The 23,816-nt window shown below is 70.2% G+C and carries 26 protein-coding genes; 13 read left to right on the plus strand and 13 right to left on the minus strand.

Features of this window, described 5'->3' with window-relative positions; genetic code table 11:
- Nucleotides 1-25 precede the first annotated feature (25 nt).
- A complete protein-coding gene (locus ACTJLF_RS23565; RefSeq protein WP_126183494.1) occupies nt 26-358 on the plus strand; it encodes a hypothetical protein in 333 nt (110 codons plus the stop codon).
- A gap of 13 nt (nt 359-371) precedes the next feature.
- Here ACTJLF_RS23565 and ACTJLF_RS23570 read toward each other — a convergent pair whose 3' ends face one another.
- Nucleotides 372-1,412 carry a LacI family DNA-binding transcriptional regulator gene (locus ACTJLF_RS23570; protein ID WP_354423502.1) on the minus strand — a complete coding sequence of 347 codons (1,041 nt, stop codon included), beginning with the start codon at nt 1,410-1,412 and terminating at the stop codon, nt 372-374.
- A 130-nt stretch (nt 1,413-1,542) separates the two neighbouring features.
- Between ACTJLF_RS23570 and ACTJLF_RS23575 the strand changes: the two genes are divergently transcribed.
- From ACTJLF_RS23575 to ACTJLF_RS23605, 7 genes are all read left to right on the plus strand, one after another.
- Complete coding sequence (locus tag ACTJLF_RS23575; protein ID WP_132756024.1) at nt 1,543-2,409, plus strand: dioxygenase family protein; 867 nt, start codon at nt 1,543-1,545, stop codon at nt 2,407-2,409.
- A 136-nt stretch (nt 2,410-2,545) separates the two neighbouring features.
- Nucleotides 2,546-3,310: an SDR family NAD(P)-dependent oxidoreductase gene (locus ACTJLF_RS23580; protein ID WP_126183496.1), complete on the plus strand. Its 765-nt coding sequence runs from the start codon at nt 2,546-2,548 to the stop codon at nt 3,308-3,310.
- Nucleotides 3,307-4,197 carry a 3-keto-5-aminohexanoate cleavage protein gene (locus ACTJLF_RS23585; protein WP_019653507.1) on the plus strand — a complete coding sequence of 297 codons (891 nt, stop codon included), beginning with the start codon at nt 3,307-3,309 and terminating at the stop codon, nt 4,195-4,197. The genes ACTJLF_RS23580 and ACTJLF_RS23585 overlap by 4 nt, the downstream gene beginning before the upstream one ends.
- 3 nt (nt 4,198-4,200) lie before the next feature.
- The gene (locus tag ACTJLF_RS23590) at nt 4,201-5,208 is read left to right on the plus strand and encodes a quinone oxidoreductase family protein (RefSeq protein ID WP_440884014.1); all 1,008 of its coding nucleotides are present in this window, start codon (nt 4,201-4,203) and stop codon (nt 5,206-5,208) included.
- 29 nt (nt 5,209-5,237) lie between these two features.
- Nucleotides 5,238-5,594 carry a cupin domain-containing protein gene (locus tag ACTJLF_RS23595; protein ID WP_019653509.1) on the plus strand — a complete coding sequence of 119 codons (357 nt, stop codon included), beginning with the start codon at nt 5,238-5,240 and terminating at the stop codon, nt 5,592-5,594.
- A 66-nt stretch (nt 5,595-5,660) separates the two neighbouring features.
- Nucleotides 5,661-6,650, plus strand: coding sequence for a tripartite tricarboxylate transporter substrate binding protein (locus ACTJLF_RS23600; protein WP_019653510.1), 990 nt, complete (start codon nt 5,661-5,663; stop codon nt 6,648-6,650).
- Nucleotide 6,651: 1 nt separating this feature from the next.
- Nucleotides 6,652-8,334, plus strand: a complete 1,683-nt coding sequence (locus ACTJLF_RS23605; RefSeq protein ID WP_440884015.1) for an amidohydrolase — start codon at nt 6,652-6,654, stop codon at nt 8,332-8,334.
- 13 nt (nt 8,335-8,347) lie between these two features.
- Here the strand turns inward: ACTJLF_RS23605 and ACTJLF_RS23610 are convergent, their stop codons facing one another.
- Genes ACTJLF_RS23610 through ACTJLF_RS23620 form a run of 3 tightly spaced genes read right to left on the minus strand, consistent with a single transcriptional unit; the run spans nt 8,348 to nt 10,743 of the window.
- On the minus strand, nt 8,348-8,971 hold the full coding sequence (locus tag ACTJLF_RS23610) for a uracil-DNA glycosylase family protein (protein WP_051127556.1): 624 nt from the start codon (nt 8,969-8,971) through the stop codon (nt 8,348-8,350).
- Nucleotides 8,943-9,770: an isocitrate lyase/PEP mutase family protein gene (locus ACTJLF_RS23615; RefSeq protein WP_132801746.1), complete on the minus strand. Its 828-nt coding sequence runs from the start codon at nt 9,768-9,770 to the stop codon at nt 8,943-8,945. Before ACTJLF_RS23615 ends, ACTJLF_RS23610 begins: the two co-directional genes overlap by 29 nt.
- A gap of 55 nt (nt 9,771-9,825) precedes the next feature.
- Nucleotides 9,826-10,743, minus strand: coding sequence for a LysR substrate-binding domain-containing protein (locus tag ACTJLF_RS23620; RefSeq protein WP_184605951.1), 918 nt, complete (start codon nt 10,741-10,743; stop codon nt 9,826-9,828).
- A 137-nt stretch (nt 10,744-10,880) separates the two neighbouring features.
- Between ACTJLF_RS23620 and ACTJLF_RS23625 the strand changes: the two genes are divergently transcribed.
- Both ACTJLF_RS23625 and ACTJLF_RS23630 read left to right on the plus strand, forming a co-directional pair.
- A complete protein-coding gene (locus ACTJLF_RS23625; RefSeq protein ID WP_132756032.1) occupies nt 10,881-11,753 on the plus strand; it encodes a fumarylacetoacetate hydrolase family protein in 873 nt (290 codons plus the stop codon).
- 35 nt (nt 11,754-11,788) lie between these two features.
- A complete protein-coding gene (locus tag ACTJLF_RS23630; RefSeq protein WP_440884016.1) occupies nt 11,789-12,403 on the plus strand; it encodes a VOC family protein in 615 nt (204 codons plus the stop codon).
- A gap of 12 nt (nt 12,404-12,415) precedes the next feature.
- Here the strand turns inward: ACTJLF_RS23630 and ACTJLF_RS23635 are convergent, their stop codons facing one another.
- The 3 genes from ACTJLF_RS23635 to ACTJLF_RS23645 are packed head-to-tail and all read right to left on the minus strand — an operon-like array spanning nt 12,416 to nt 16,360.
- Nucleotides 12,416-13,801: an L-serine ammonia-lyase gene (locus tag ACTJLF_RS23635; protein ID WP_440884048.1), complete on the minus strand. Its 1,386-nt coding sequence runs from the start codon at nt 13,799-13,801 to the stop codon at nt 12,416-12,418.
- Nucleotides 13,798-14,988: a M20 aminoacylase family protein gene (locus tag ACTJLF_RS23640; protein ID WP_354324535.1), complete on the minus strand. Its 1,191-nt coding sequence runs from the start codon at nt 14,986-14,988 to the stop codon at nt 13,798-13,800. The genes ACTJLF_RS23635 and ACTJLF_RS23640 overlap by 4 nt, the downstream gene beginning before the upstream one ends.
- Before the next feature lie 25 nt (nt 14,989-15,013).
- Nucleotides 15,014-16,360, minus strand: coding sequence for a DUF3100 domain-containing protein (locus tag ACTJLF_RS23645; protein WP_126183503.1), 1,347 nt, complete (start codon nt 16,358-16,360; stop codon nt 15,014-15,016).
- A 131-nt stretch (nt 16,361-16,491) separates the two neighbouring features.
- Here ACTJLF_RS23645 and ACTJLF_RS23650 point away from each other — a divergent pair, with 131 nt between their 5' ends.
- Both ACTJLF_RS23650 and ACTJLF_RS23655 read left to right on the plus strand, forming a co-directional pair.
- Nucleotides 16,492-17,421, plus strand: a complete 930-nt coding sequence (locus ACTJLF_RS23650; RefSeq protein WP_019653520.1) for a LysR family transcriptional regulator — start codon at nt 16,492-16,494, stop codon at nt 17,419-17,421.
- Nucleotides 17,418-17,939: a CopD family protein gene (locus tag ACTJLF_RS23655; RefSeq protein WP_440884017.1), complete on the plus strand. Its 522-nt coding sequence runs from the start codon at nt 17,418-17,420 to the stop codon at nt 17,937-17,939. Before ACTJLF_RS23650 ends, ACTJLF_RS23655 begins: the two co-directional genes overlap by 4 nt.
- 60 nt (nt 17,940-17,999) lie before the next feature.
- On the opposite strand, the gene ACTJLF_RS23660 is transcribed toward ACTJLF_RS23655, so the two are convergent.
- The 4 genes from ACTJLF_RS23660 to ACTJLF_RS23675 all read right to left on the minus strand — a co-directional run bounded on the left by ACTJLF_RS23660 (nt 18,000) and on the right by ACTJLF_RS23675 (nt 21,536).
- A complete protein-coding gene (locus tag ACTJLF_RS23660) occupies nt 18,000-18,413 on the minus strand; it encodes an organic hydroperoxide resistance protein (protein WP_440884018.1) in 414 nt (137 codons plus the stop codon).
- A 222-nt stretch (nt 18,414-18,635) separates the two neighbouring features.
- Entirely contained in the window at nt 18,636-19,067 is a 432-nt protein-coding gene (locus ACTJLF_RS23665) for a VOC family protein (protein ID WP_020722997.1), read from the minus strand.
- A gap of 28 nt (nt 19,068-19,095) precedes the next feature.
- Nucleotides 19,096-20,331, minus strand: a complete 1,236-nt coding sequence (locus ACTJLF_RS23670; protein ID WP_132756042.1) for a CaiB/BaiF CoA transferase family protein — start codon at nt 20,329-20,331, stop codon at nt 19,096-19,098.
- Between the two features lie 5 nt (nt 20,332-20,336).
- Nucleotides 20,337-21,536, minus strand: coding sequence for an acyl-CoA dehydrogenase (locus tag ACTJLF_RS23675; RefSeq protein ID WP_019653526.1), 1,200 nt, complete (start codon nt 21,534-21,536; stop codon nt 20,337-20,339).
- Nucleotides 21,537-21,722: 186 nt separating this feature from the next.
- Here ACTJLF_RS23675 and ACTJLF_RS23680 point away from each other — a divergent pair, with 186 nt between their 5' ends.
- Complete coding sequence (locus ACTJLF_RS23680) at nt 21,723-22,664, plus strand: LysR substrate-binding domain-containing protein (protein ID WP_145759414.1); 942 nt, start codon at nt 21,723-21,725, stop codon at nt 22,662-22,664.
- Here ACTJLF_RS23680 and ACTJLF_RS23685 read toward each other — a convergent pair.
- Entirely contained in the window at nt 22,588-23,406 is an 819-nt protein-coding gene (locus ACTJLF_RS23685; protein ID WP_132801737.1) for a zeta toxin family protein, read from the minus strand. The genes ACTJLF_RS23680 and ACTJLF_RS23685 overlap by 77 nt on opposite strands.
- A complete protein-coding gene (locus ACTJLF_RS23690) occupies nt 23,403-23,750 on the minus strand; it encodes a hypothetical protein (protein WP_019653529.1) in 348 nt (115 codons plus the stop codon). The genes ACTJLF_RS23685 and ACTJLF_RS23690 overlap by 4 nt, the downstream gene beginning before the upstream one ends.
- Between the last annotated feature and the right edge of the window lie 66 nt (nt 23,751-23,816).

The raw sequence follows: 23,816 nt of genomic DNA on the forward strand, positions 1-23,816 counted from the left end.
CCGGATACGTCGTTCTCATCCGAGCATGTCCGACAAGCCCAACGACCCCATCGACCTCGCCGCGCACCGCGAACGCCGCGCGCGGCTGCAGCAGCAGCGCCTGCGGGACGGGCGGCGCGACGCCGACCCGCCGCCGCCGGAGCCCGGTCCCGACGAGGTGCCCTGCGCACGGTGCGGGGAGCTCATCTACGGCAAGGTGCGGCAATGCCCGCATTGCGGCGTGCACTTTCTCGGCGGCGCCGCAGTCTTCGCGCCGAAGCCGAAGATGTCGCTGCGCACCAAGTGCATCGTCGTGCTGGTCACGCTGCTGCTGCTGTACATGGGCCTGAGCGACGACATCGCCCGCTGGTGGTGGTAGCGGCGGCGAGGGCTCAGCGCGTGCCTGCCGGCGCGGCGGTCGACTGGCGCACCACCAGCTCGGGGCGCAGCACCACGGTCGATGCCGACATCGAATGGCCATCGATCTCCTCGAACAGCATCTCGGCCGCGCGCCAGCCCAGCTCGCGGTGCGGCAGGCGGATGGTGGTGAGCGGCGGGGCGACCATGTCGACCAGCGGCATGTCGTTGTGGCCGGTGACCGAGATGTCCTGCGGCACGCGCAGGCCTGCCTCGCGCAGCGCGTCGTAGGCGCCCAGCGCGACGAGGTCGTTGCAGCACACCACGGCCTGGGGAGCGGCGCCGGCCGCGAGCATCTGCTTCATCGCCTCGGCGCCGGCCTCGCGGCTGTAGCTCGCGCACTCCACCACGCGGAAAGGCTTCATGCGGTGGTCGCGCAGCGCCTGCTCCACGCCCAGGCGCCGGCCCACGCCGGTGGGAATGGTCTGCGGGCCCGCGAGGTGCGCGATGCGCTTGTGGCCCAGGCCCACGAGGTGGTCGACCGCGAGCTTCATCGCGAGCCGGTCGTCGCTGACGACCGCCGGCAGGCGGCCGGTCTCGTCGGCGCGGTTGACCAGCACGGCCGTCATGCCGGCCCTGGTGACGAAGTCGACCAGCGGATCGTCGCGCGTGGCGGTGGCCATGACCACGCCGTCGACGCGCTGCGCCAGCATGCGCTCCAGCACCGGCCGCGCGAGTGAGTGGTCGACCACGTTGGTGACGAACACGAAGTAGCCGCGCGCGGCGGCGCTGGCCTCGATGCCCTGCAGGATCGGCGGGAACACCGCGTTGGTGATGTCGGGCACCAGCACGCCGATGGTGTGGGTGCGCCCCGTGCGCAGCGCCGAGGCCGCGCGGTTGGGCCGATAGCCCAGGCGCTGCGCCGCCTCCTCGACCACGCGCAGCACCTCCTCGCTGATCAGCGAGCGCTTCTCCGGGCTCAGCGCGCGCGAGACGGTGGACACGTGCACGCCGGCGGCGCGGGCGACGTCGCGGATGGTGACGGGCGAAGACGGGGCGGATGGGTTGACGGCCATTGGTGCAAACGATTGTCGCAGGGGGCATCGGCTCAGGTCGGCTTTCTGCCATTTGAAGACCCCGGATCACCTCCATTTTACTTTTCGGCGATTTGGACTAATATCGTGCAAACGATTGCAAAGACTTGCCATGAACATCGCCACCTCCCCCCGCTCGGTGCTGGGCCATGTGCTCGACGCCATGAGACACACGCCCGACCCCAGGCTGCGCACCGTGATGGAAGCGGTCACCCGCCACCTGCACGCGCTGGTGCAGGAAGTGAAGCTGACGGAAGAGGAGTTCGAGCAGGCGCTCGAATTCATCGTCGCCATCGGCCAGGCCACCGGCGAGACCAAGAACGAGGTGGTGCTGGCGGCGGACATCCTGGGCGTGTCGACCGTGGTCGCGCTGCAGAACAACCAGGACCCGCAGGGCGAGTCGCCGGCCGCGCTGCTCGGCCCCTTCTGGCGCGCGAACGCGCCGGCCTGCGCCCAGGGCGAGAACATCGCCCGCTCGGGCACGCCGGGCACCCCGCTGGAGGTGACGGGCACGGTGCGCGACCACGAGGGCCGGCCGGTGGAAGGCGCCACGGTCGATGTGTGGCAAGCCTCGCCCGTCGGCCTTTACGAGAACCAGGACCCGTCGCAGGAGAACATGAACCTGCGCGGGCGCTTTGCCACCGATGCCGAGGGCCGCTTCCACTTCCGCAGCGTGCGCCCGGCCGGCTACCCGGTGCCGACCGACGGCCCCTGCGGCGTGCTGCTGCGCGCGCAGAAGCGCCACCCCAACCGGCCCGCGCACCTGCACTTCATGGTGAGCAAGCCGGGCCACAAGGTGCTAATCACGCAGGTGTTCGCCGACGACGACGAGAACCTCGAGAGCGACCCGACCTTCGGCGTGACGCGCCGGCTGATCGGCCGCTTCGCGCTCGCACCCGACGGAAAGAGCGCCTCGCTGCACCACGACTTCGAGCTCGAACCCGGCGAGATGAAGTTCCCCCGTCCACCGATACCTTGACCACCCCCAGGCTTCGCGCACTTCGTGTCGCTGCGCCAACCCCCTTCGAGGGGGCAACACCGGCGGCCCGGCAAAGCCGGTTCCGCGGTGTTCCGCGAAACGGCATCGTCCCCATCAACCCACTCTTCCCAAATCCATGAGCTTCGACCCAGTCTCCAGACTCGACGGCAAGGTTGCCGTCATCACCGGCGGCCTCGGCGCCATCGGCTATGCCACCGCCAGGCGCCTTGCCGCGCTGGGCGCCACCTGCGTGCTGCTGCACCGCAAGGGCGACGATGCCGCGGCCCGCGCGGCCGCCCTGCCCTCGGCCGCCGGCCAGCGCCATGCGGCGATCCGCGCCGACATCGTCGATACGCCCAGCCTCGTGGCCGCCGCCGCCGAGGTGAAGGCCACACTCGGGCGCTGCGACATCCTGGTCAACAGCGCGGGCCACACCAAGCCGGTGCCGGCCGGCGACCTCGACGCGCTCACGGATGAGCTGATCGACGACATCGTGCGCTCCAACTTCCGCGGCGTGTTCGCCACCATCCGCGCCTTCGCGCCGCTGCTGAAGGCGAGCGGCGACGGCCTCGTGGCCAACATCTCGTCGATCGCGGGCTTCACCGGCGTGGGCAGCAACCTCGCCTACGTGGCGGCCAAGGCCGGGCTCGACGTGGTGGGCGACGCGCTGGCCAAGGCGCTGGCGCCCGCGGTGCGCGTGGTGTCGGTGTCGCCGGGCGCGGTGGAGTCGGGCTTCGTGCCCGGGCGCGGCGCGGAGTTCGCCAGCAAGATGGCCAGCACCACGCCGCTGGGCCGCATCGGCCAGCCGGAAGACGTGGCCGCCACGGTCGAGGCGCTGGCAACCACCATGCGCTTCGTGACCGGCACGCGCATCGTGGTCGACGGAGGGCGTCACCTGTGAGCAACGCCAAGACCCTCATCACCTGCGCCGTCACGGGCAACCTCGTGAAGCCGGAGCAGACGCCGCACCTGCCGATCACGCCGGTGCAGATCGCCGACGAATGCCTGGCCGCCGCCGAGGCCGGCGCGAGCCAGGTGCACATCCACGTGCGCAACCCGGAGACCGGCAAGCCCTCAATGGAAGTCGAGCTGTACCGCGAGGTGGTGGACCGCATCCGCCGCGGCAACCGCGAGCTGATCGTCAATCTCACGACCGGCCCCGGCGGGCGCTTCATTCCCAGCGAGGACGACCCGAAGATCGCCGCGCCCGGCACCACGCTGCTGCCGCCCGAGAAGCGCGTGGAGCACATCGCGCTCATCAGGCCCGACGTGTGCTCGCTCGACCTGAACACCATGAACTCCGGGCCCGACGTGGTCATCAACACGCCGCGCAACGTGCGGCGCATGGCCAAGGTGATGCGCGAGGCGGGCGTGAAGCCCGAGCTGGAGATCTTCGACTCGGGCGACATCAACCTCGCGCTCGACCTCATCGCCGACGGCACGCTCGAGGGGCCCGCCATGTGGACCTTCGTGCTCGGCGTGAAGTATGGCTTCGCGCCCACGCCCGAGACGCTGCTCTACGCACGCAACATGCTGCCGCGCGGCGCCTTCTGGAGCGCCTTCGGCATCGGCCGCATGGAGTTCCCGATGGTCGCGCAGGCCTGGCTGCTGGGCGGCCACGTGCGCGTGGGGATGGAAGACAACATCTACCTGGAGAAGGGCGTGCTCGCCGAGAGCAACGCGCAGCTGGTGGCGAAGGCGCGCGACATCCTCGTGAGCCTGGGCGGTGAAGTCGCCAACCCGCGCGAGGCTCGCGCGATGCTGGGCCTGCCCGATGCGAGGAGCTGAACGATGAGCGCAGCAGCCATGCACACCGCCCAGAGCCCGCGCGCACTGCGCGTGAACGGGAAAGCCGCCGACCTCGACGCATTGCGGCTCGAAGCGGCACCGCAGGCCGAGCCGGTGCCGCCGCCCGGCCATGCCGTGGTGCGCATCGCCGCCGCGGCGGTGAACCCCAGCGACGTGAAGGCCACGCTGGGCCTCATGCCGCAGGCCGTGTGGCCGCGCACCCCGGGCCGCGACTTCGCGGGCACCGTGGTGAGCGGCCCTTCGGAGTGGATCGGCCGCGAGGTCTATGGCTCCGGCGGCGACGTCGGCATCACGCGCGACGGCTCTCATGCGCGCTACCTGGTGCTGCCCGAGCAGGCGCTGCGCGCCAAGCCGCGCGGCATCTCGATGGACGAGGCCGGCGCGGTGGGCGTGCCCTTCGTCACCGCCTACGAAGGCTTCCGCCGCAGCGGAATGCCGCAGGCCGGCCAGACGGTGCTGGTGCTGGGCGCCAACGGCAAGGTCGGGCAGGCTGCGGTGCAGCTCGCCTCGCAGGCCGGCGCGCGCGTGATCGCGGTGCAGCGCCGCGCCGGGCCGTTCCAGGGCTTCGCGAGCGGCCCGGTGGACACGATCGACGCGCGCCACCATGCCGACGTGGGCGCGCGGGTGCGCGAACTCACCGACGGACGCGGCGCGAACATCGTCTACAACACCGTGGGCAGCGCCTACTTCGAGGCGGCCAACAAGGCGATGGCCAAGGGCGCGACGCAGATCTTCATCGCCACGCACGACCGCGCGGTGCCCTTCGACATCTTCGCGTTCTACCGCGGCATGCACACCTACGTGGGCATCGACTCGCTGGCGATGGACTGCATCGCCAGCACCGCCCAGCTCGACGCGATGCGCGAGGGCTTCGAGCGCGGCACGCTCAAGCCCTTCCCGGTGGCGCGCCACTTCACGCTCGACGAGGCGCACGAGGCCTACCGGCTGGTGCTCTCGGGCAGCACCGACCGCGTCGTGCTGCGGCCCTGAAGGCCCCGAACACTTTCCGGAGCACATCCATGCACGTCACCCGCTTCGCCGAGGCGCCGCACTACGAGGCGCCCAACCATTTCGACATGCGCTGCCTGCGCCTGCAGGGCAAGGAGGCCGGCCCGTCCACGCAGATGTGGATGGGCATGAGCCAGATCCTGCCCGGCGGCCGCACCGGCCTGGACGGTTCGCCGATGGAAAAGCTCTACCTCGTGCTCGAAGGACAGCTGCACATGGTCGGCGAGATCGACGGCACCCGCCAGGAAGAAGTGCTGGGCCCCTACGACAGCTGCCGCTTCGCGCCCGGCGAGAAACGCCAGCTGGAGAACCGCGGCAACCGCCCCGTGCTGGTGGCGCTCGTGATGCCGAACGCGCCGCCGGCATAACAGCCCCTTCCCTCTCTTTCCCGGTCATTCATCGCTCAACCAAATAGATCAACGGAGACAAGACGCATGAAGAAGACTTTCAACTGGAGCCGGCGGCAGACGCTTGCCGCGGCGGCGGCCCTCGCGGCCTGCGCGCTCACCGGCGCCCACGCGCAGGGGCCGTGGCCCGGCACGCAGGCGGTGAGGCTGGTCGTGCCCTTCACCGCCGGCAGCGGCACCGACATCGTCGCGCGCCTGGTGGCCGAGAAGCTAGGGCCCGCGCTGGGCACCAGCGTGATCGTGGACAACAAGCCCGGTGCTGGCGGCACGCTGGGCGCGGCCATCGTGGCCAAGGCGCCGGCCGACGGCTACACGCTGCTGGTGCACTCCGCCGGCCACCTCGTGAACCCGTGGATCTACAAGGGCCTGTCGTACGACACCATCAAGGACTTCACCGGCATCACGCCGATGGCCAGCCTGCCGAACGTGCTGGTGACCGCGCCTTCGCACTTCGCCGACGTGAAGGACCTCGTCGCCAAGGCGAAGGCCAAGCCCGGCGGCTTCAACTACGGCTCCGCCGGCAACGGCTCGGCCACGCACATGAACGCCGAGGTGTTCCGCCTCGCGGCCGGCGTCGACGCGCAGCACGTGCCCTTCCGCGGCACGCCCGAGGCCATGACCGAGGTGATGGCCGGGCGCGTCGACTGGTTCTTCGCGCCCATGGTGTCGGCGCTGCCGCTGATCCAGACCGGCAGGCTGCAGGCGCTGGCCGTGGGCACCGGCAAGCGCTCGTCGGCGCTGCCCAGTGCGCCCACCACGGTGGAAGCCGGCGTACCGGGCTCGGAGTACCTGTTCTGGGTCGGCCTGTTCGCGCCGGCGAAGACGCCGCAGCCGGTGGTCGACCGCCTGCAGGCCGAGGTCGCGAAGATCATGACTTCGCCCGAGCTGAAGGAGCGCCTGGAGAAGCTGGGCGCCGAACCGTTCACGATGCCTTCGGCGCAGTTCAACAAGTTCATCGTCGATGAGACGGCGAAGGCACAACAGGTCGTGAAGGCCGCCAGCATCAAGGTCGACTGACATGGCACCACGCAAACTCCTCTCGGCAGCGGCCATCGCCGCCAGCCTGCTGCTGACCGTCGCCGCACAGGCGCAACCGGCCGACCTCGTCGTCACGAACGCGAAGATCGCCACGCTCGATGCCGCCGGCACCATGGCGCAGGCGATCGCGGTGCGCGACGGCCGCATCGTGGCCGTCGGCAGCGCCGCGCAGATGGGCGCCTTCACGAGCCCCGCGACGCGCACCGTCGATGCGGGCGGCCGCACGGTCGTTCCGGGCCTGATCGACTCGCACATGCACGCGGTGCGCGCGGCGCTGAGCTACTCCACCGAGGTGAACTGGATCGGCGCCGGCACCATCGCCGAAGCGATGGCGCGCATCCGCACCGCGGCCGCCAATGCGCGCCCCGGCGGATGGCTGATCGTGGCCGGCGGCTGGACCGAGCAGCAGTTCGCCGAGCGCCGCCGCCCCACGCTGGCCGAGCTGCAGGAAGCGGCGCCGAACAACCCGGTGTACGTACAGCTCTTCTACGAAGCGGTGGTGATGACGCCCAAGGCGCTGGAGGCTCTCGGCGTCGCGCCCGGCACGCTGCCCGCCGGCATGAAGCCCACGCCAGACGGCGCGCCGGGGTGGATGAGCGGCGACATCGTCGGCATCTCCGCGCTCTTCGACAAGCTGCCCAAGCCCACCTACGGCGACAACATCGCCGGCACGCGCGCCTTCTTCACCGAGCTCAACCGCCTGGGCATCACCGGCCTGGTGGACCCGGGCGGCTTCAGCATCGCGCCTTCGCAGTACGCCGCGCTCTTCCAGCTGTGGCGCGAGAAGGCGCTGACGCTGCGCGTGGCCTACAGCGTGTTCGCGCAGAAGCCCGGCGCGGAGCTGCAGGAGTTCCGCGACCTCACGCAGATGCTGCCGATGGGCTTCGGCGACGACATGCTCAAGTTCAACGGCCTGGGCGAACGCGTGACGCTCGCGATGTACAACAACAACTTCCCCGACGAGGCCGCGAAGGCGAAGTTCTACGAGCTCGTGAAGTGGGCCGCCATGAAGAAGATGGCCGTCACCATCCACTGGCAGGAGAACGGCTCGGTCGACCATCTGCTGGGGCTGTACGAGAAGCTGAACGCCGAGGTGCCGATCAGGGACCTGCGCTGGTCCATCGCCCACCTCGACGACGCCTCGCCCGAGACGCTCGCACGCATGAAGGCGCTGGGCATCGGCTGGACCATGCAGGACGCGATGTACTTCCAGGGCGACCGCGCGCTGGCCGTGCGCGGCGAGGCGGCGCGGCGCATGCCGCCCATCGGCACCGCGCTGCGCGCCGGCGTGAACATCGGCGCCGGCACCGACGCGCACCGCGTGGCCTCGTACAACCCCTTCGTCGCGCTGCAGTGGATGCTCGACGGCAGGACGGTGAGCGGCAAGGCCATGCGCGGCGCCGACGAGACGCCCACGCGCGAGCAGGCGCTGCGCCTGTACACGCAGGGCAGTGCGTGGTTCAGCTTCGACGAAGGCAGGCGCGGCACGCTCGAAGTGGGCAAGCTCGCCGACTTCGCCGTGCTCGACCAGGACTTCTTCAGCGTGCCGCTGGAACGCATCGGCAAGACCACGTCGCTGATGACGGTGGTGGGCGGGCGCGTAGTGTATGCGGCGCGGCCCTTCGCGGCTGCGGCAGGCGCCTCGGTGGCCTCGGCGCCCTGAGCTCCGGCTTCGCTCAGGTCCCGAGCGCGTGCCGCACCCGCTCGCGCAGCACGGGCAGCACGTCGCTCTCGAACCACGGGTGGTGCTTGAGCCAGCCCGTGTTGCGCGGCGACGGATGCGGCAGCGGGACGAAGCGCGGCGCGTAGTCGGCGAAGGCCTGCACGGTCTCGGTCACGCCCGCGTGCGCCTTCCTGCCGAGGAAGTGGCGCTGCGCGTACTGGCCGATGAGCAGCGTCAGCTCGACCTGCTTCATCTGCGCGAACAGCTTCTCGTGCCACAGCTGCGCGCATTCCCTGCGCGGCGGCAGGTCGCCGCTCCTGCCGCGGCCGGGATAGCAGTAGCCCATCGGCACGATTGCAACGCGCGAGGCGTCGTAGAACACCTCGCGCCCGATGCCGAGCCAGCGGCGCAGCTGGTCGCCGCTGCGGTCGTTCCACGGCACGCCCGTCTGGTGCACCGTGAGGCTGGGCGCCTGCCCGACGATCAGCAGCCTGGCGCCCGCGCCGGCCTGCACCACGGGCCGCGGGCCCAGCGGCAGGTGCAGCGCGCACGCGCGGCAGGCACGCACCTCGGCGAGCAGCGCGTCCAGGGCATCGGCGCGAAAGATCTCAATCGGCAAAGGGCTTGAAGAAGGCATTGAGCTCTGCGCCCGCCGCGGCGTCGGCGAAACCGTCGAAGCGGCCCTCGGCCAGCGTGCGCGCGGCGCGGATGAAGCCGCCCCAGGCCGCCCGCGCCAGCCCGCCGCCCACGCTGACGCGGCGCACGCCGAGCCCGGCGATGTCCTTCATCGTGAGTTCGCTCGGCGCGCCCACCAGCAGGTTGACCGGCTTGCCTCCGGCGGCGGCCACCACGGCGGCGATCTGCTCGCGCGTCTTGATGCCCGGCGCGTAGAGGCAGTCGGCCCCCGCGTTCGCGTAGGCCTTGAGCCGCGCAATGGCATCGTCTAGGTCGGGGCGGCCGGCGAAGAAGTTCTCGGCGCGGCCGACCAGCAGCACGTCGGCGCCCGATGCGTCGATGGCCTTGCGCGCGGCACGCAGGCGCTCCACCGCCACGTCGAGCGGAAAGAGCGGATCGGCGGCGTTGCCCGTCGAATCCTCGATGGACAGGCCCGCCACGCCCATCTCGATGGCGAGGCTCACGCTCTCGGCCACACCCTTCGCATCGGCGGCGAAGCCGTTCTCGAAGTCGGCGTTCACCGGCAGGTCGGTGGCTTCGACGAGCTCGCGCAGGTGCGCGAGGATGTGCTCGCGCGACATCGCGCCGTCGGCGCGTCCCTGCGACCAGGCGAAGCCCGAACTGGTGGTGGCCAGCGCCTTGAAGCCCAGGCCTTCGAGAAAGCGCGCGCTGCCCGTGTCCCAGGGGTTCGGAATGACGAAGCAGCCTTGTTCATGGAGGGCACGGAAGTCGGCGCGTTTCTGGTCGATGGTGCGGGTCATGGCGTGGGTCGGCTTTCTTTCTGTTGTTGCGCGGGGGTGGATGCAGGAACGGCGGTCAGGATACGCCGGCCTTCGCATCCGCGGCACCCGGCGGGTTTTGCAGCAGGTGGTCGATGAAGGCGCGCACCGCCGGCAGCATGCCGCGGCGCGATGCGAAGGCGGCCTGGATCTCGCTGGCCGCGCAGGCCCATTCGCCGCACAGGCGCACCAGGCGGCCGTCGGCAAGGGCGTCGCGGCACATGATCTCGGGCAGCAGCGCGAGCCCCATGCCCTGCTCGGCCAGGTGCCTCAGCGCGAACATGTCGTCGGTCACGACGTGCGGCGTGAAGGCGAAATCGTGCGACTCGCTGCCGCGCTCCAGAGCCCAGCGGTAGCGCTCGTTGTCCGCGGGCAGCGACAGCACCGGCCATGCGGCCAGGTCGCCGAGCGAGCGCGGCATGCCCAGCCGCTCCACCAGCGCGGGGCTCGCAAGCAGCACGTCGACGGTGCTGCCCAGCGGGCGCGCGACCAGGCTCGAATCCTCGAAGGGCGGGCGGCGCACGCGCAGCACCACGTCGATGTTCTCCTGCAGCGGATCGACGCGGCGGTTGCTCACCTCCAGCTGCAGCCGCACACCCGGATAGGCGCGCATGAACGACGGGATCAGCGGCGTGAGCCAGAACTGCGCGAGCGTGAACGGGCAGCTCACGCGCAACAGGCCCTGCGGCTGCGCGGTGGCCTGGCGCGCCACGTCGAAGGCCTCTTCGCCCGCCGCCACGGTCGCCTGGCAGCGCTCGTAGAACTGCCGGCCCACGCTGGTGAGCAGCAGCCGCCGCGAACTGCGCTGCAGCAGGCGCACGCCGATGCGCTCCTCCAGCTGCGAGACGCGCCGGCTCAGGCGCGACTTCGGGATGCCGAGGTGCCGGCTCGCGGCGCTGAAGCCCTGCTGCTCCACCACGTGGGCGAAGAGGGCGAGGTCGTTGAAGTCTTCCATGTTGTCTCGTCGGGTCTTTCTCGTTCTTCTGGCGGAACGATCCGTTCTTTTCAGGCCGATTGCTCGGTGTTCGTTCCATCAGCATCATCGATCGCTCTCAGCCGGTCAACCGCCAACTTCACACCCGCACGCACGCCATGAAACTTGCCAGCTTCCACCATCGCGACAGGCTTCGCTTCGGCGTGGTCCGAAGCGACGATGCAGTCGCGGACCTGAGCGGGCAGCCCGGCGCGCCGGCGGGGCTGCTCGAACTGATCGCGCGTGGCGACGAGGGCATGGCCTGGCTGCAGGCGGTGCTGGCCGATGCGCCGCGCCTGGCCTTGTCGGACGTGCGGCTGGCGGCGCCGATTCCCGCGCCGCGCAAGTTCCTCGGGCTCGGTGGCAACTACGCCTCGCACCTCGAGGAAGCCGCGAAGCTCGGCCTGGTGCGGCCGCCGGGGCAGGTGTGGTTCAACAAGCAGGTGTCGTGCGTGGCCGGCCCCTTCGATGCGGTGCACAAGCCCAGGGTGTCCGACCAGTTCGACTACGAGGGCGAGCTGGGCCTGGTGATCGGCCGGCGCTGCCGCCACGTCCGCGCGGAGGACGCGATGGCGATGGTGGCCGGCTACGTGGTGGTCAACGACATGAGCGTGCGCGACTGGCAGATGCGCGCGCCGACGCACACGCTGGGCAAGTCCTTCGACACGCACGGCCCCTTCGGGCCCTGGCTGGTGACGCGCGACGAGATCGCCGATCCGCATGCGCTGCGGCTGCGCACCTGGGTCAACGGCGAGCTGCGGCAGGACGGCAACACGGCGCAGATGATCCACCGCATCGAGGCGATGCTGGTGGAACTGAGCACCGCCTTCACGCTGGAGCCCGGCGACGTGCTGAGCACCGGCAGCCCCGCCGGCGTCGGCGGCCTGATGGACCCGCCGCGCTACCTGGTGCCGGGCGACGTGGTGCGGGTGGAGATCGAGGGCATCGGCCACATCGAGAACCGCGTGGTGGCCGAGCCCGGCGCCACCTGAGCGCACCGCCCTTCGAAGAAGAAAAGGAGACAGCCATGAACGACGAACCCGCCCTGCCCGCACGCCGCCCCCTGCCCGACTTCGCGCACACCGCGCTGCGCCCGGTCAAGCTCGCGCACGTCGTGCTGCGCGTGGGCGATTTCGCCCGCTCGCGCGGCTGGTACATCGAAGTGCTGCAGGCGCGCGTGGCCTTCGAGAACGAAATGCTGTGCTTCCTGAGCTACGACGACGAGCACCACCGCATCGGCCTGGTCGCGCCGCCCGGGCTGAAGCACGAGGCCGACGCGAGCACGGGGCTGGAGCACATCGCCTTCACCTACGGTTCGCTCGGCGAGCTGCTGGCCAACCACCGGCGGCTGGCGGCGCGCGGCATCCGGCCCTACTGGTGCATCAACCACGGGCCGACGATCTCGATGTACTACCGCGACCCAGACGGCCACCGGCTGGAGCTGCAGCACGACGTGTTCGAGACGGCCGCGGAGGTCGACGCCTTCTTCGCGGGCGGCGCCTATGCCGAGAACTTCATGGGCGTGGTGTTCGACCCCGACGCGCTGGCCGCACGCTACGAGGCCGGCGAGCCGCTGGCTTCCCTCACCGCGCGGCCCCGGCTGCCGCAGGGCAAGGGGCCGTGGGACATGTTCGTGCCCTGAATTACAGGGCGCTCAGCACTCCACCACGTTCACCGCGAGGCCGCCGAGCGAGGTCTCCTTGTAGGTCGCCTTCATGTCCTCGCCGGTCTGCTTCATGGTGCGGATCACCGCGTCGAGCGACACGTAGTGGCTGCCGTCGCCGCGCAGCGCCATGCGCGCCGCGTTGATGGCCTTCACCGCGCCCATCGCATTGCGCTCCACGCAGGGAATCTGCACCATGCCGCCGACCGGGTCGCAGGTGAGTCCGAGGTTGTGCTCCATGCCGATCTCGGCCGCGTTCTCGACCTGCGCCGGCGTCGCACCGAGCACCGCTGCCAGCGCACCGGCCGCCATCGAGCAGGCCACGCCCACCTCGCCCTGGCAGCCGACCTCGGCGCCCGAGATGGAGGCATTGGTCTTGTAGAGCATGCCGATGGCCGCGGCGGTGAGCAGGAAGTCGACGATGCCCTCGTCGCTCGCCTGCGGCACGAAGCGCTGGTAGTAGTGCATCACCGCGGGCACCACGCCGGCCGCGCCGTTGGTGGGCGCGGTGACCACGCGGCCGCCGGCGGCGTTCTCCTCGTTCACCGCCATCGCGAAGGCGTTGACCCAGTCCATCGCCGCGAGCGGATCGGCGGCTCCGGCCTGCGCGAGCAGTTCGCGGTGCAGCTCCGGCGCGCGGCGGCGCATGCGCAGCGGGCCGGGCAGCGATTGCGCGGCCAGCGGGTTGTCGATGCCGAAGCCGCGCTGCACGCACTGCTGCATCACCTGCCAGACGCGCAGCAGCCCCGCGCGCACTTCGGCTCCGGGACGCCACGTGCATTCGTTGCGCATGACGAGCGCGGCCACGGAGAGGCCGTTCTCGCGGCACTGCGCCATCAGCTCGTCCCCGGTGGCGAAGGGATGCGGCACGGCGGCCGCCGCAGCCACCGTCTGCGCCACGGCCTGCCCGCCCTCGACGACGAAGCCGCCGCCGACCGAGAAGTACGTGCCCTCGGCCCGCGCGGCGCCATCGGCCGCGAAGGCGGTGAAGCGCATCGCGTTGGGATGTTCGGGCAGCGACTCCTCGCCCTTGAAGGCGATGTCTCTCACGCGGTCGAAGTCGATGGGCGTGGAGCCCAGCAGCTCGAGACGACCGGTGCGGCGCAGCGCCTCCAGCCGGGGCTGCACGGTCTCGGGCCGCACGGTGTCGGGCGCGTCGCCGAAGAGGCCGAGGATCACCCCCTGGTCGGTCGCGTGCCCGTGGCCGGTGGCGCCGAGCGAGCCGAACAGGTCGACCTGCAGCCGCGCCACCTGCGCGAGCAGGCCGCGCCGCTCGAGCGACTGCGCGAACATCAGCGCCGCGCGCATCGGCCCCACGGTGTGCGAGCTGGAGGGGCCGATGCCGATCTTGAAGATGTCGAAGGCGGAAAGCATCAGCGCATCATGCCCTCATCTGCCGATGCGGGAAGCTGCTGCTTGACCAGTGCCACCCAGTAGGCGGCGCCCAGCGGCAGGATGTTGTCGTTGAAGTCGTAGTACGGGTTGTGCACGTTCGGGTCGTTCGGGCCCTCGCCCGCGCCGATGCCGATGTAGGCGCCGGGGCGCTTCTGCAGCATGAAGGCGAAGTCTTCCGAGCCCATGGCGGGCGGGATGTCGGTGTGCACCTGGGCAAGCTCCACCAGGCTGGCGGCTGCGGCGATGGCGGCGTCGGTCTCGGCGGGCGTGTTGACCACGCCGGGGTAGCCGCGGCGGTAGTCGAGCGCCACCTTCGCACCGTGCGTGACGGCCACGCCGTCGCAGATCTGCTGCATGGCGGCCTGGGTCTTGTCCTGGATCTCCGGATCGAGGGTGCGCACGGTGCCGCGCAGCACCACGGTCTCGGGGATCACGTTCCAGGTGTCGCCGCCATGGATCTGCGTGACGCTCACCACGGCCGAATCGGTGGCGCCAGTGCGGCGGCTCACGATGGTCTGCAATGCGTTGACGAGCTGCGCCGAGACCACCACCGAGTCGATGCCGGTCTCGGGCATGGCGCCGTGGCTGCCCTTGCCGGTGACGACGATCTCGAAGGTGTCGAGAAACGCCGTCATCGTGCCCTTGCGGATCGCGAACTGGCCGCGCGGCAGGCCGGGGAAGTTGTGCATGCCGTAGACGGCATCGGCCGGGAACTGCTCGAACAGGCCCTCGTCCACCATCACGCGGCCGCCGCCTTCGTTCTCCTCGGCGGGCTGGAACACGAAGTGCACCGTGCCCTTGAAGGGCTTGTGGCGCGAGAGATGCTCGGCCGCGCCCAGCAGCATCGCGGTGTGGCCGTCGTGGCCGCAGGCGTGCATCTTGCCGGCGCATTTCGAGGCATGCGGCTGCGTGCCGAGCTCCTGCATGTTGAGCGCGTCGAGGTCGGCGCGCAGCGCGATGCTCGGGCCCTCGCCGTTCTTCAGCGTACCGACCACGCCGGTGCCGGCCAGGCCGCGGTGCACGGGCAGGCCCATCAGCATCAGCGCGTTGGCGACGACGTTGGCGGTGCGGTGCTCCTCGAAGGCGGTCTCGGGATTGGCGTGGATGTCGCGGCGCCAGGCCAGCATGCGGGCACGGGTGTCTTCGGCGATTTCGGGGTCGCGGTACATGGTGTTGATCTCTCGTGGGACGGGGTCAATGGAAGAATTCGGCAATCACGGTGGCGCCGAGGAAAGTGCCTGCGGTAGCGGTAAGAGACACCACCACGATGCGCCAGCCCAGCTGGCGGAACACCGGCATGTCCTTCGCGACCGAGAAGCCGGCCAGCGCGAGCACCGGCGTGGTGAAGGCCAGGAAGTTGAGCTTGGCGGTGATCGCGATCAGCGCGTCGGAGAACGGGAACAGCCCCGGGATGCCGGCCACCGTGGCCACCACCGACAGCACCAGCACCATCGGCAGGCGCGGCACCAGGCGCTTGATGCCCTCGACGATCAGCGCGATCAACGCGACAGCCGCCAGGCCTTCGAGCGACACCAGCACCGGCACCTTGTAGGTCAGCGAGTTGCCGATGAGCACGCCGCCGCTGACCACCGCCCAGGCGATGAGCGTGTCGCGCAGCGGTAGCGCCCCGCCGTGGCCGACGCTGACCTGCGACACGGCGCCCGTGCCGGCGTCCTGCGCGCCGCGCTTCGAGAAGCGGCCCAGAACCGGCTCCAGCTTGCCGTAGAGCCACGAGCACAGCGGCAGCGACAGGAACAGCGTGAAATAGAAGCCCACCACCGTCGTCAGCAGGTTCGACGCGGCGGCGATGGCGGTGAGCTGCGGCAGCATCTCGGCCGGCTGCTGCGCCGCGATGGCACCCAGCGCCGCCGCCATCAGGCTGCCGGAGCCCACGCCGGCGCCCATGGCCAGCGAGCGCGGGTCGAAGATGTGCAGGCTGGCGACGAAGCCCGCCAGCACCGCGATGAAGAGCGCGCCCAGCACGGTGCCGGTGATGTACTCGGCCAGCACGCCGCGGCCCTCGGGCGAAGCCATGCCGTACTTCTCGCCGATGATCACGAGGTTGCCCTCGCGGCCCACCGAGAAGGTGGCGCCCACCGCCTCGCGCTTGATGCCCAGCAGCAGCGCCAGCGGCAGGCCCAGCGCCAGGGTGCCGAGCGCATGGCCGAACTCCTGGAACAGCAGCGCCCAGCCGGCCTGCTTCACCTGCGGCAGCGCGGCGCCGACCGTGAGGCCCAGCTTCACCACGAACAGCAGCAGGCCCGCGTTCAGCAGGCCGCCCGCGAAGGACTGTTCGGCCGTCGCCACCCGCACCACGCCCGGCACGCGGCGATGCGCGATGCCCCACGCGGCCGCGATCAGCAGCGCCCACAGCATCGGCAGCAGCGCCACCTTGCCCGGGCCGACGCTGAACTGCACCGGGCCGATGAGCTCGGCCGCCGCCACGACGGCCAGGGTGACGAGCGCGAGCCGGAGTTTTCCGGAAGCCGACGACGAAGCGCCGGGAGCGAGCGAAGTGGGGGTGGAAGCAGCGGATGTCATCGGTTGGGGCATCGTGTGGCGCAGCGGCGGCTGCGGGCTGCCGGGGAGTTTCGGATCGCCTGCCTCTTGCATCAATGGCCGTGAATCGGGATATTCGTTGCATTGAATGCAACACTCAGGAGACGAAGGCCATGGATGACAGGCTCGACACGCGCCGCGTGCGCTACTTCATGCAGGTGCTGGAGAGCGGCTCCGTGCGCGGCGCCGCCGAGGTGCTCGACATGGACCCCTCGGCCGTGAGCCGCGCCATCGGCATCCTCGAACAGGAGTGCGGCCTGCCGCTGCTGGAGCGCCACGGTCGCGGCGTGGTGCCCACGGACGCGGGCCAGATGCTGGCCGGCTACGTGCGCCGCCAGAACAGCCAGAAGCAGCACCTGATGGCGCAGCTCGACAGCATCCGCAAGATCGAGCGCGGCCACATCGACATCGTGGCCGGCGAGGGCTACGTGGACTGGCTCATGCGCCACAGCCTGCGCGACTTCATGACCTCGCACCCGAAGATCACCATCGACCTCGACGTGGCCAGCACCGACGAGATCGTGCAGCGGGTGGTGGAGGAGCGCGCCCACGTCGGCCTGCTGTTCCAGCCGCCCAAGGACGATCGGCTGACCTCGCACCAGTCGCACCCGCAGCCGATCCAGGCCATGGTGCTGCGCTCGCACCCGCTGGCGCAGCTCGACCGGCCGCTGACGCTCGCCGACCTGCAGCCCCACCCGGGCGCCACGCTGCACCGCAACTTCGGCGTGCGCCAGCACATCGAGGCCGCCGAGATCAGCGAGGGCGTGCGCCTGCCCTCGCTGCTGACCACCACCTCGTTCAGCGCGCTGGGGCATTTCGTCTCGGCGGGCCTGGGCTATGCGCTGGGCACGCGCATCTCGCTCACGCCGAACGCGAGCAACCCCGATCTGGTGGAACTGCCGATGAAGAACCCGCTGCTCTCGCAGGGCCGCTCGCACATCGTGTCGCGCCACGGACGCATGCTCTCGCCCGCCGCGTCGGAGCTGCTGCGGCAGGTGGTGGCGGACATGCGGCGCTTCGCGGAGACCAAGCCTTCCGAATGACGATAAAGGGCTTCGTTTGCGCGCCGGGGCCCTTCGGTGTTCTGATCGGGCCCAACATGCTCTACGTCACCGCCCTCTTCGTCCACCTGCTGTGCGCCGCCTTCTGGGTCGGCGGCATGGCGACCATGCACTTCGCCGTGCGCCCCTCGGCCGTCGCCACGCTCGAACAGCCGCCGCAGCGCCTGCGCATGATGGCCGCGACGCTCAGGCGCTTCTTCGTCGGCGTGGATGCTTCCGTCACGCTGCTCTTCGCGACCGGCGTGGCGATGATCCTTGCCGGCGGCGGCTTCCGCGGCCTGCACTGGCGCATCGAAGCGATGATGAGCATCGCGATCGTGATGGCCGCCATCTACACCTACATCCGCGCTTCCGTGTTCAGGGCGATGCGCCGCGCGGTAGATGAAAGCGCCTGGCCGGTGGCTGCCGCGCGGCTGAACACGGTGCGCAAGCTGGTGACGGTGAACCTTGCGCTGGGCGTCGTGGTCTTCGGCGTGGCGACCATCGGGCGCGCGGGCTGAACGGGCCCGGGGCTGTCGAGCAGCCGCGAGCCCGCGTCGTCGATACGGCCGGCGGCCTGCTCAGACCAGGTTGAGCTCCACGTCGATGTTGCCGCGCGTGAGCTTCGAGTAGGGGCAGGTCTGGTGCGCGGTGTCGACCACGGCGCGCGCGGTCTCGCGGTCCAGGCCGGGCAGGCTCACGTTCAGGCGCGCCTGCAGGAAGTACTGGCCCTCTTCGAGCACGAGGTCGACCTCGGCATCCACCGACAGGTCGGCCGGCAGCTTGACCTTCAGCGTGCCCGCGGCCTTGCCCATCGCGCCGATGAAGCACGCCGACCAGCCCGCTGCGAACAGCTGCTCGGGGTTGGTGCCGGTGCCGTTGCCGCCGGGGGACGAGAGCTGGATGTCCAGGTGGCCGTCGCTGCTGCGCGATGCGCCGAGGCGGCCGCCGGTGGTGTGGGTCTTGCCGGTGTAGAGGACTTGCTTGTCGGTCATGGTGGTTCCTTGGATGGAAGGTGATTCGGAATGAGGCCCGGTTGTCGAAGGCCCCGTCGCTTCGTGCGATGTGCGTCGGAAGCGATGCAGGAATTACATCGGCGGGCTGTATCCGCGATGTGTCGAACCACCTGCCGATTTGCATGCCCGTGTGTCCGCAGCGCCATGCAGACACAGTGGCGTACAAATCTCCGGACGGAGGGAATCAGGAAGAAGGAAGGCTCAGGCCGCCGGGCCCTTGAGCTCGACGGTGTTGCCGTCGGGGTCGGCGACGTAGATCGAGGGCCCGTTGCCCTCCGCGCCGAAGTTGTTCTGCACCTCGCCGTTCACCGCGACGCCATGCTCGGCCATCAGCGTGCGGATGACGGCTTCGTCGAAGGGCTCGATGCGCAGGCAGACGTGATCGACGTTGCGGCCTTCCGCACCGGCGAGCGCCCCGCCCTGCCGGCCCAGCGGGCCGTCGTGCGTGACGAGGTCGATCAGGCTGGTGCCCGCGCGCAGGTGCACGAGCCCCAGGTCGTCGCGGCGCTTCTCGACGGCGCAGCCCAGCACGCCGCGATAGAAGGCGATGGAACGCTCGGCATCCTTCACGCGCAGCACGACGTGGTCGATGCGCAGCACCGAGAAAGCGGGCATGGGCATCGGGCTGACCATGGCCTCTTCCTTCTTTTCTTTTTCTTCGTCAGACCACGCCGGCCGACCGCAAGGCCTCGAAGCGGGCCGTGTCGATGCCCATCTCCGCCAGCACCTCCTGCGTGTGCTGGCCCAGCGCCGGCGGTGCATGACGCAGCACAGGCGGCGTTGCCGAAAGGCGCAGCGGGCTCGCCACGCCGGTGATGCTGGCGATGCCGTCGCCCGCATCGCGCGGCAGCGTGACCGCGAGGCCCCGCGCCTTGACCTGCGCGTCGTCGAAGGCCTGCGCGATGTCGTTGATCGGGCCGCAGGGCACGGCCTTGTCCTCGAGCAGCGTGACCCACGCGGCGGTGGTGCGGGTGCGCGTGAGCTCTTCCATCATCGGGATCAGCACGCCGCGGTGCTTCACGCGCAGCGTGTTGGTGGCGAAGCGCGCGTCGGTCGCCCACTCGGGGTGGCCGCCGGCCTCGCAGAAGCGCGCGAACTGGCCGTTGTTGCCGATGGCCAGCAGCATCGCGCCGTCCTGCGTCGGGAAGTCCTGGTAGGGCGCCAGGCTGGGGTGCGTGTTGCCCTGGCGCCCGGGCGCCTTGCCGGTGTTGAGGAAGGCGCTCGCCTGGTTGGCGAGGATGGCCATGCCCACGTCGAGCAGCGCCATGTCGATGTGCTGGCCCTCGCCGGTGCGCTCGCGCACCTGCAGCGCGGCCAGGATGGCGGTGCTGGCGTAGACGCCGGTGAACAGGTCGGTCAGCGCCACGCCCACGCGCAGCGGGCCGCCGCCGGGCACGTCGTCAGGGCGGCCGGTGATGCTCATCATGCCGGTCATGGCCTGGATCATCAGGTCGTAGCCGGCGCGCTCGGCGTACGGGCCGTCGTGGCCGAAGCCGGTCACGCTGCAGTAGATGAGGCGAGGGTTGGCCGCGCGCAGGCTTTCATGGTCGAGGCCGTACTGCCTGAGGCCGCCGGTCTTGAAGTTCTCCACCACGATGTCGGCCTGCGCCGCCATCTGCTTCAGAAGCGCCTGCCCGTCGGGCGTGGCCATGTCGACCGTGACGGAGCGCTTGTTCCGGTTGCAGGCGGTGAAGTAGCTGGCCTGGTCGGTGTCGTTACCGTTCGCGTCCTTGACGAAGGGCGGGCCCCAGGTGCGCGTGTCGTCGCCGACGCCGGGGCGCTCGATCTTGACGACGTCGGCGCCCAGGTCCGCAAGGATCTGCGTGCACCACGGGCCCGCGAGCACGCGGGACAGATCGAGGACCTTGATGCCGTCGAGTGCTGCGGGCTTGGTCATGCGGCTCAGTTGGCGAAAGCTGCGATGCCGGTGATGGCACGGCCCAGGATGAGCGCGTGGATGTCGTGCGTGCCTTCGTAGGTATTGACCACTTCGAGGTTCACCAGGTGACGGGCCACGCCGAACTCGTCGCTGATGCCGTTGCCGCCCATCATGTCGCGCGCCATGCGGGCGATGTCGAGCGACTTGCCGCAGTTGTTGCGCTTCATGATCGAGGTGATCTCGACCGCGGCGATGCCTTCGTCCTTCATGCGGCCCAGGCGCAGGCTGCCCTGCAGGCCCAGGGTGATCTCGGTCTGCATGTCGGCCAGCTTCTTCTGGATGAGCTGGTTGGCGGCCAGCGGGCGGCCGAACTGCTTGCGGTCGAGCGTGTACTGGCGGGCGCGGTGCCAGCAGTCTTCGGCGGCGCCGAGCGCGCCCCACGAGATGCCGTAGCGGGCGCTGTTCAGGCAGGTGAAGGGACCCTTCAGGCCCTGCACTTCGGGGAAGGCGTTCTCCTCGGGGCAGAACACGCCGTCCATCACGATCTCGCCGGTGATGCTGGCGCGCAGGCCGACCTTGCCGTGGATGGCGGGGGCGCTCAGGCCCTTCATGCCCTTCTCGAGCACGAAGCCGCGGATCGGGCCGACGGCACCGCTCTCGCTGACTTCCTTGGCCCACACCACGAACACGTCGGCGATGGGCGAGTTGCTGATCCACATCTTGGAGCCGGTGAGCGAGTAGCCGCCGGGCACCTTCTTGGCGCGCGTGGCCATGCTGCCGGGGTCGGAGCCGTGGTCGGGCTCGGTCAGGCCGAAGCAGCCGATCCATTCGCCGGTGGCGAGCTTGGGCAGGAACTTCTGCTTCTGCGCCTCGGAGCCGAACTCGAAGATCGGCACCATCACCAGCGAGCTCTGCACGCTGGCCATCGAACGGTAGCCCGAGTCGACGCGCTCGACTTCGCGGGCGATCAGGCCGTAGGCCACGTAGTTGAGGCCGGGGCCGCCGTACTGCTCGGGGATGGTCGGGCCCAGCAGGCCGAGGGCGCCCATCTCGCGGAAGATGGCGGGGTCGGTCTCGCCGGTGCGGAAGCCTTCGAGCACGCGGGGAGCCAGGCGCTCCTGGCAGTAGGCATTGGCCGCGTCGCGGATCATGCGTTCTTCATCGGTCAGCTGCTGGTCGAGAAGAAGGGGGTCGTCCCAGTGGAATTGCGCTTTGGCGGCCATGTGGCTGTCTCCGGAAAAGGGGGAGGAAAAGGAAAAGAGGGGAATCAGGCGATGCTAGCCACGCACCGGCCATGACGCAAACGAGGATTCCGCACCCAGATATGCGTTCGTAGAATGTCTTGCAAGATGTTCGGGCGGCTCCTCCATTGACGAGCCGTCGAGTCCATACATACAGCCGAGGCATACATGCGCCGCAAGATCCCTCCCCTGCAGACCCTGGTGTGCTTCGACGCCGCCGCGCGCCACGAGAGCTACACGCGCGCCGCGCAGGAACTCGCCCTCACACAGAGCGCGGTGTCGCGCCAGATCGGCACGCTCGAAGGCTTCCTGGGCGTGGCGCTCTTTCGTCGCACGCGGCACGGCGTGGCGCTCACGGCCAGCGGCGCGGCCTATGCGCGGCAGATCAGCAAGCGGCTCGAAGCGATGGAGCGCGACACGCTCGACGCCATGGCGCACCAGGGCGAAGGCGGCTCGCTCTCGCTGGCGGCCGTGCCCACCTTCGCCACCCGCTGGCTGATGCCGCGCCTGAAAGGCTTCGCGGCGCTGCAGCCCGACGTGGTGGTGCACATCGAGACGCGCACCCGCCCATTTCTCTTCGCCGACGCGGAGTTCGACGCCGCGCTCTATGCCGGCACGCCCGCGCAGGTCGAGAACTGGGCCGGCACGCGCGCACTGCTGCTGATGCACGAGGACGTGGTGCCGGTGTGCAGCCCCGCGCTGCTGCCGCGCGGCAAGGCCGTGACGCCTGCCGCCATCGCCAAGATGCCGCTGCTGCAGCAGAGCACGCGCCCCGACGGCTGGCGCCAGTGGTTCGATGCGCAGCGCGTGGACGCGCCCAACGCGCGCGGCGGCCCGCGCTACGAGCTCTTCTCCATCCTGGCCGCGGCAGCCTCGCACGGGCTCGGCGTGGCGCTGATGCCGACGATGCTGGTGGCCGACGAACTCGCGCGCGGCGAGCTGGTGGTGGCCTGCGCGCGGCCGCTCTCGGGCGAGCGCAACTACTACCTCGTGACGCCCGAGCGTGCCGACCAGCGGCCGCTCTTGAAGTTCTTCAGCGACTGGCTGCTGGAGCAGGCGCGGCAGCCGGGGGCGACGCCTTCTTCGGCTGCGAGACGCGCTGCGGCCTGAACGGCCCCGCGACCTTCTCCAGCCATGGGTCGCAGACGGCACGCAGTTCCGGATCGACGTCGAACTGCGGATCGCGCGCGTCGAACAGCACCGACTTCTTCGCCTGCGCGCGCACCAGCGAGAAGGCGTCCTTCTGTGATCGGCTGTTGTCGAACATCAGCGTCATGTTGGCGATCTGCGCAGCGTGGCCGACCGCCGCCTGCGTGCGGGGAAAACGCTCGATGAGCTTCCTGCGGTCCACGTCGTGGCCGCCCTGCTGCTTGCGCGTGCTCACGCGGAAGACCGACATGTCCACCGACACCAGCCCCACGAAGAGCAGCACGACGAAGTAGCCCGCCTCCTGCATCGCGCGGATGTCGTCGGCCTTCGACTCGTGGCCGCCGCCGGGCAGCGGCTTCCAGTGCGAGAACACGGTCTCGAAGGCGAAGGGCATGCGCTGGTCCATCACCAGGCTCTTGAAGGCGCGCACGCCCTTCTGCGAGAGGATCTGCCAGCGCTCGTCGTCGTCGCGCAGGCGCTGGGCCCACGGCGGGATATGTCCGGTGGAAGGTTCGGCGTCGGGCAGGATGGACATCATCATCCGGTCGGCGTTGACCAGCGGCAGGCGCAGCGAGGGCGCCAGGCGCGAATACCAGAGCGTCGATTTGCCGGAGCCGTTGTGGCCGGCCAGCACGAAGGCCACCGGACGCGGGCCCTGGGTCTGCTCCAGCAGCTTCTCGAGCTTCGGCGGCCGGCTGCTCACGCCTTGCTCGCGCGGAACCTGCCGTCGACCATGCGGCCGATCACCTTGGTGCCGTCGGCCGCCTCGCGCACGATCTTGCTCGGGTCGGGCGGATAGGCCGAGTACGCATACACCTTGGCCGCGTTGGGCCCGCGGAAGACCACCGACCTGTCGATGCCAGGCTTGCCCAGCGCACGGGCCGCCTTCTTCATGAGCACGGTGGTGTTGTCCTCGGGCCGCACCTGCGGACGCGGTGTCTTGCCGACCTTGACCAGCGCCATGCCGCGCCCGAGCACGGCCACCGGTCGGCCCTGCACCAGTTGCTCCGGAGAGCTGTCGCGCGCAGCGGTTTTTTGTCTTGCCATGGAGGGATGATCGCTCAAAACCTGCGCCTGCCTGCGCCCTGCCCTGCAAAGCCCGCGATGCCAGCC

It is taken from the genome of Variovorax sp. 22077 (assembly GCF_052044195.1).
GTDB lineage: Bacteria > Pseudomonadota > Gammaproteobacteria > Burkholderiales > Burkholderiaceae_C > Variovorax > Variovorax atrisoli.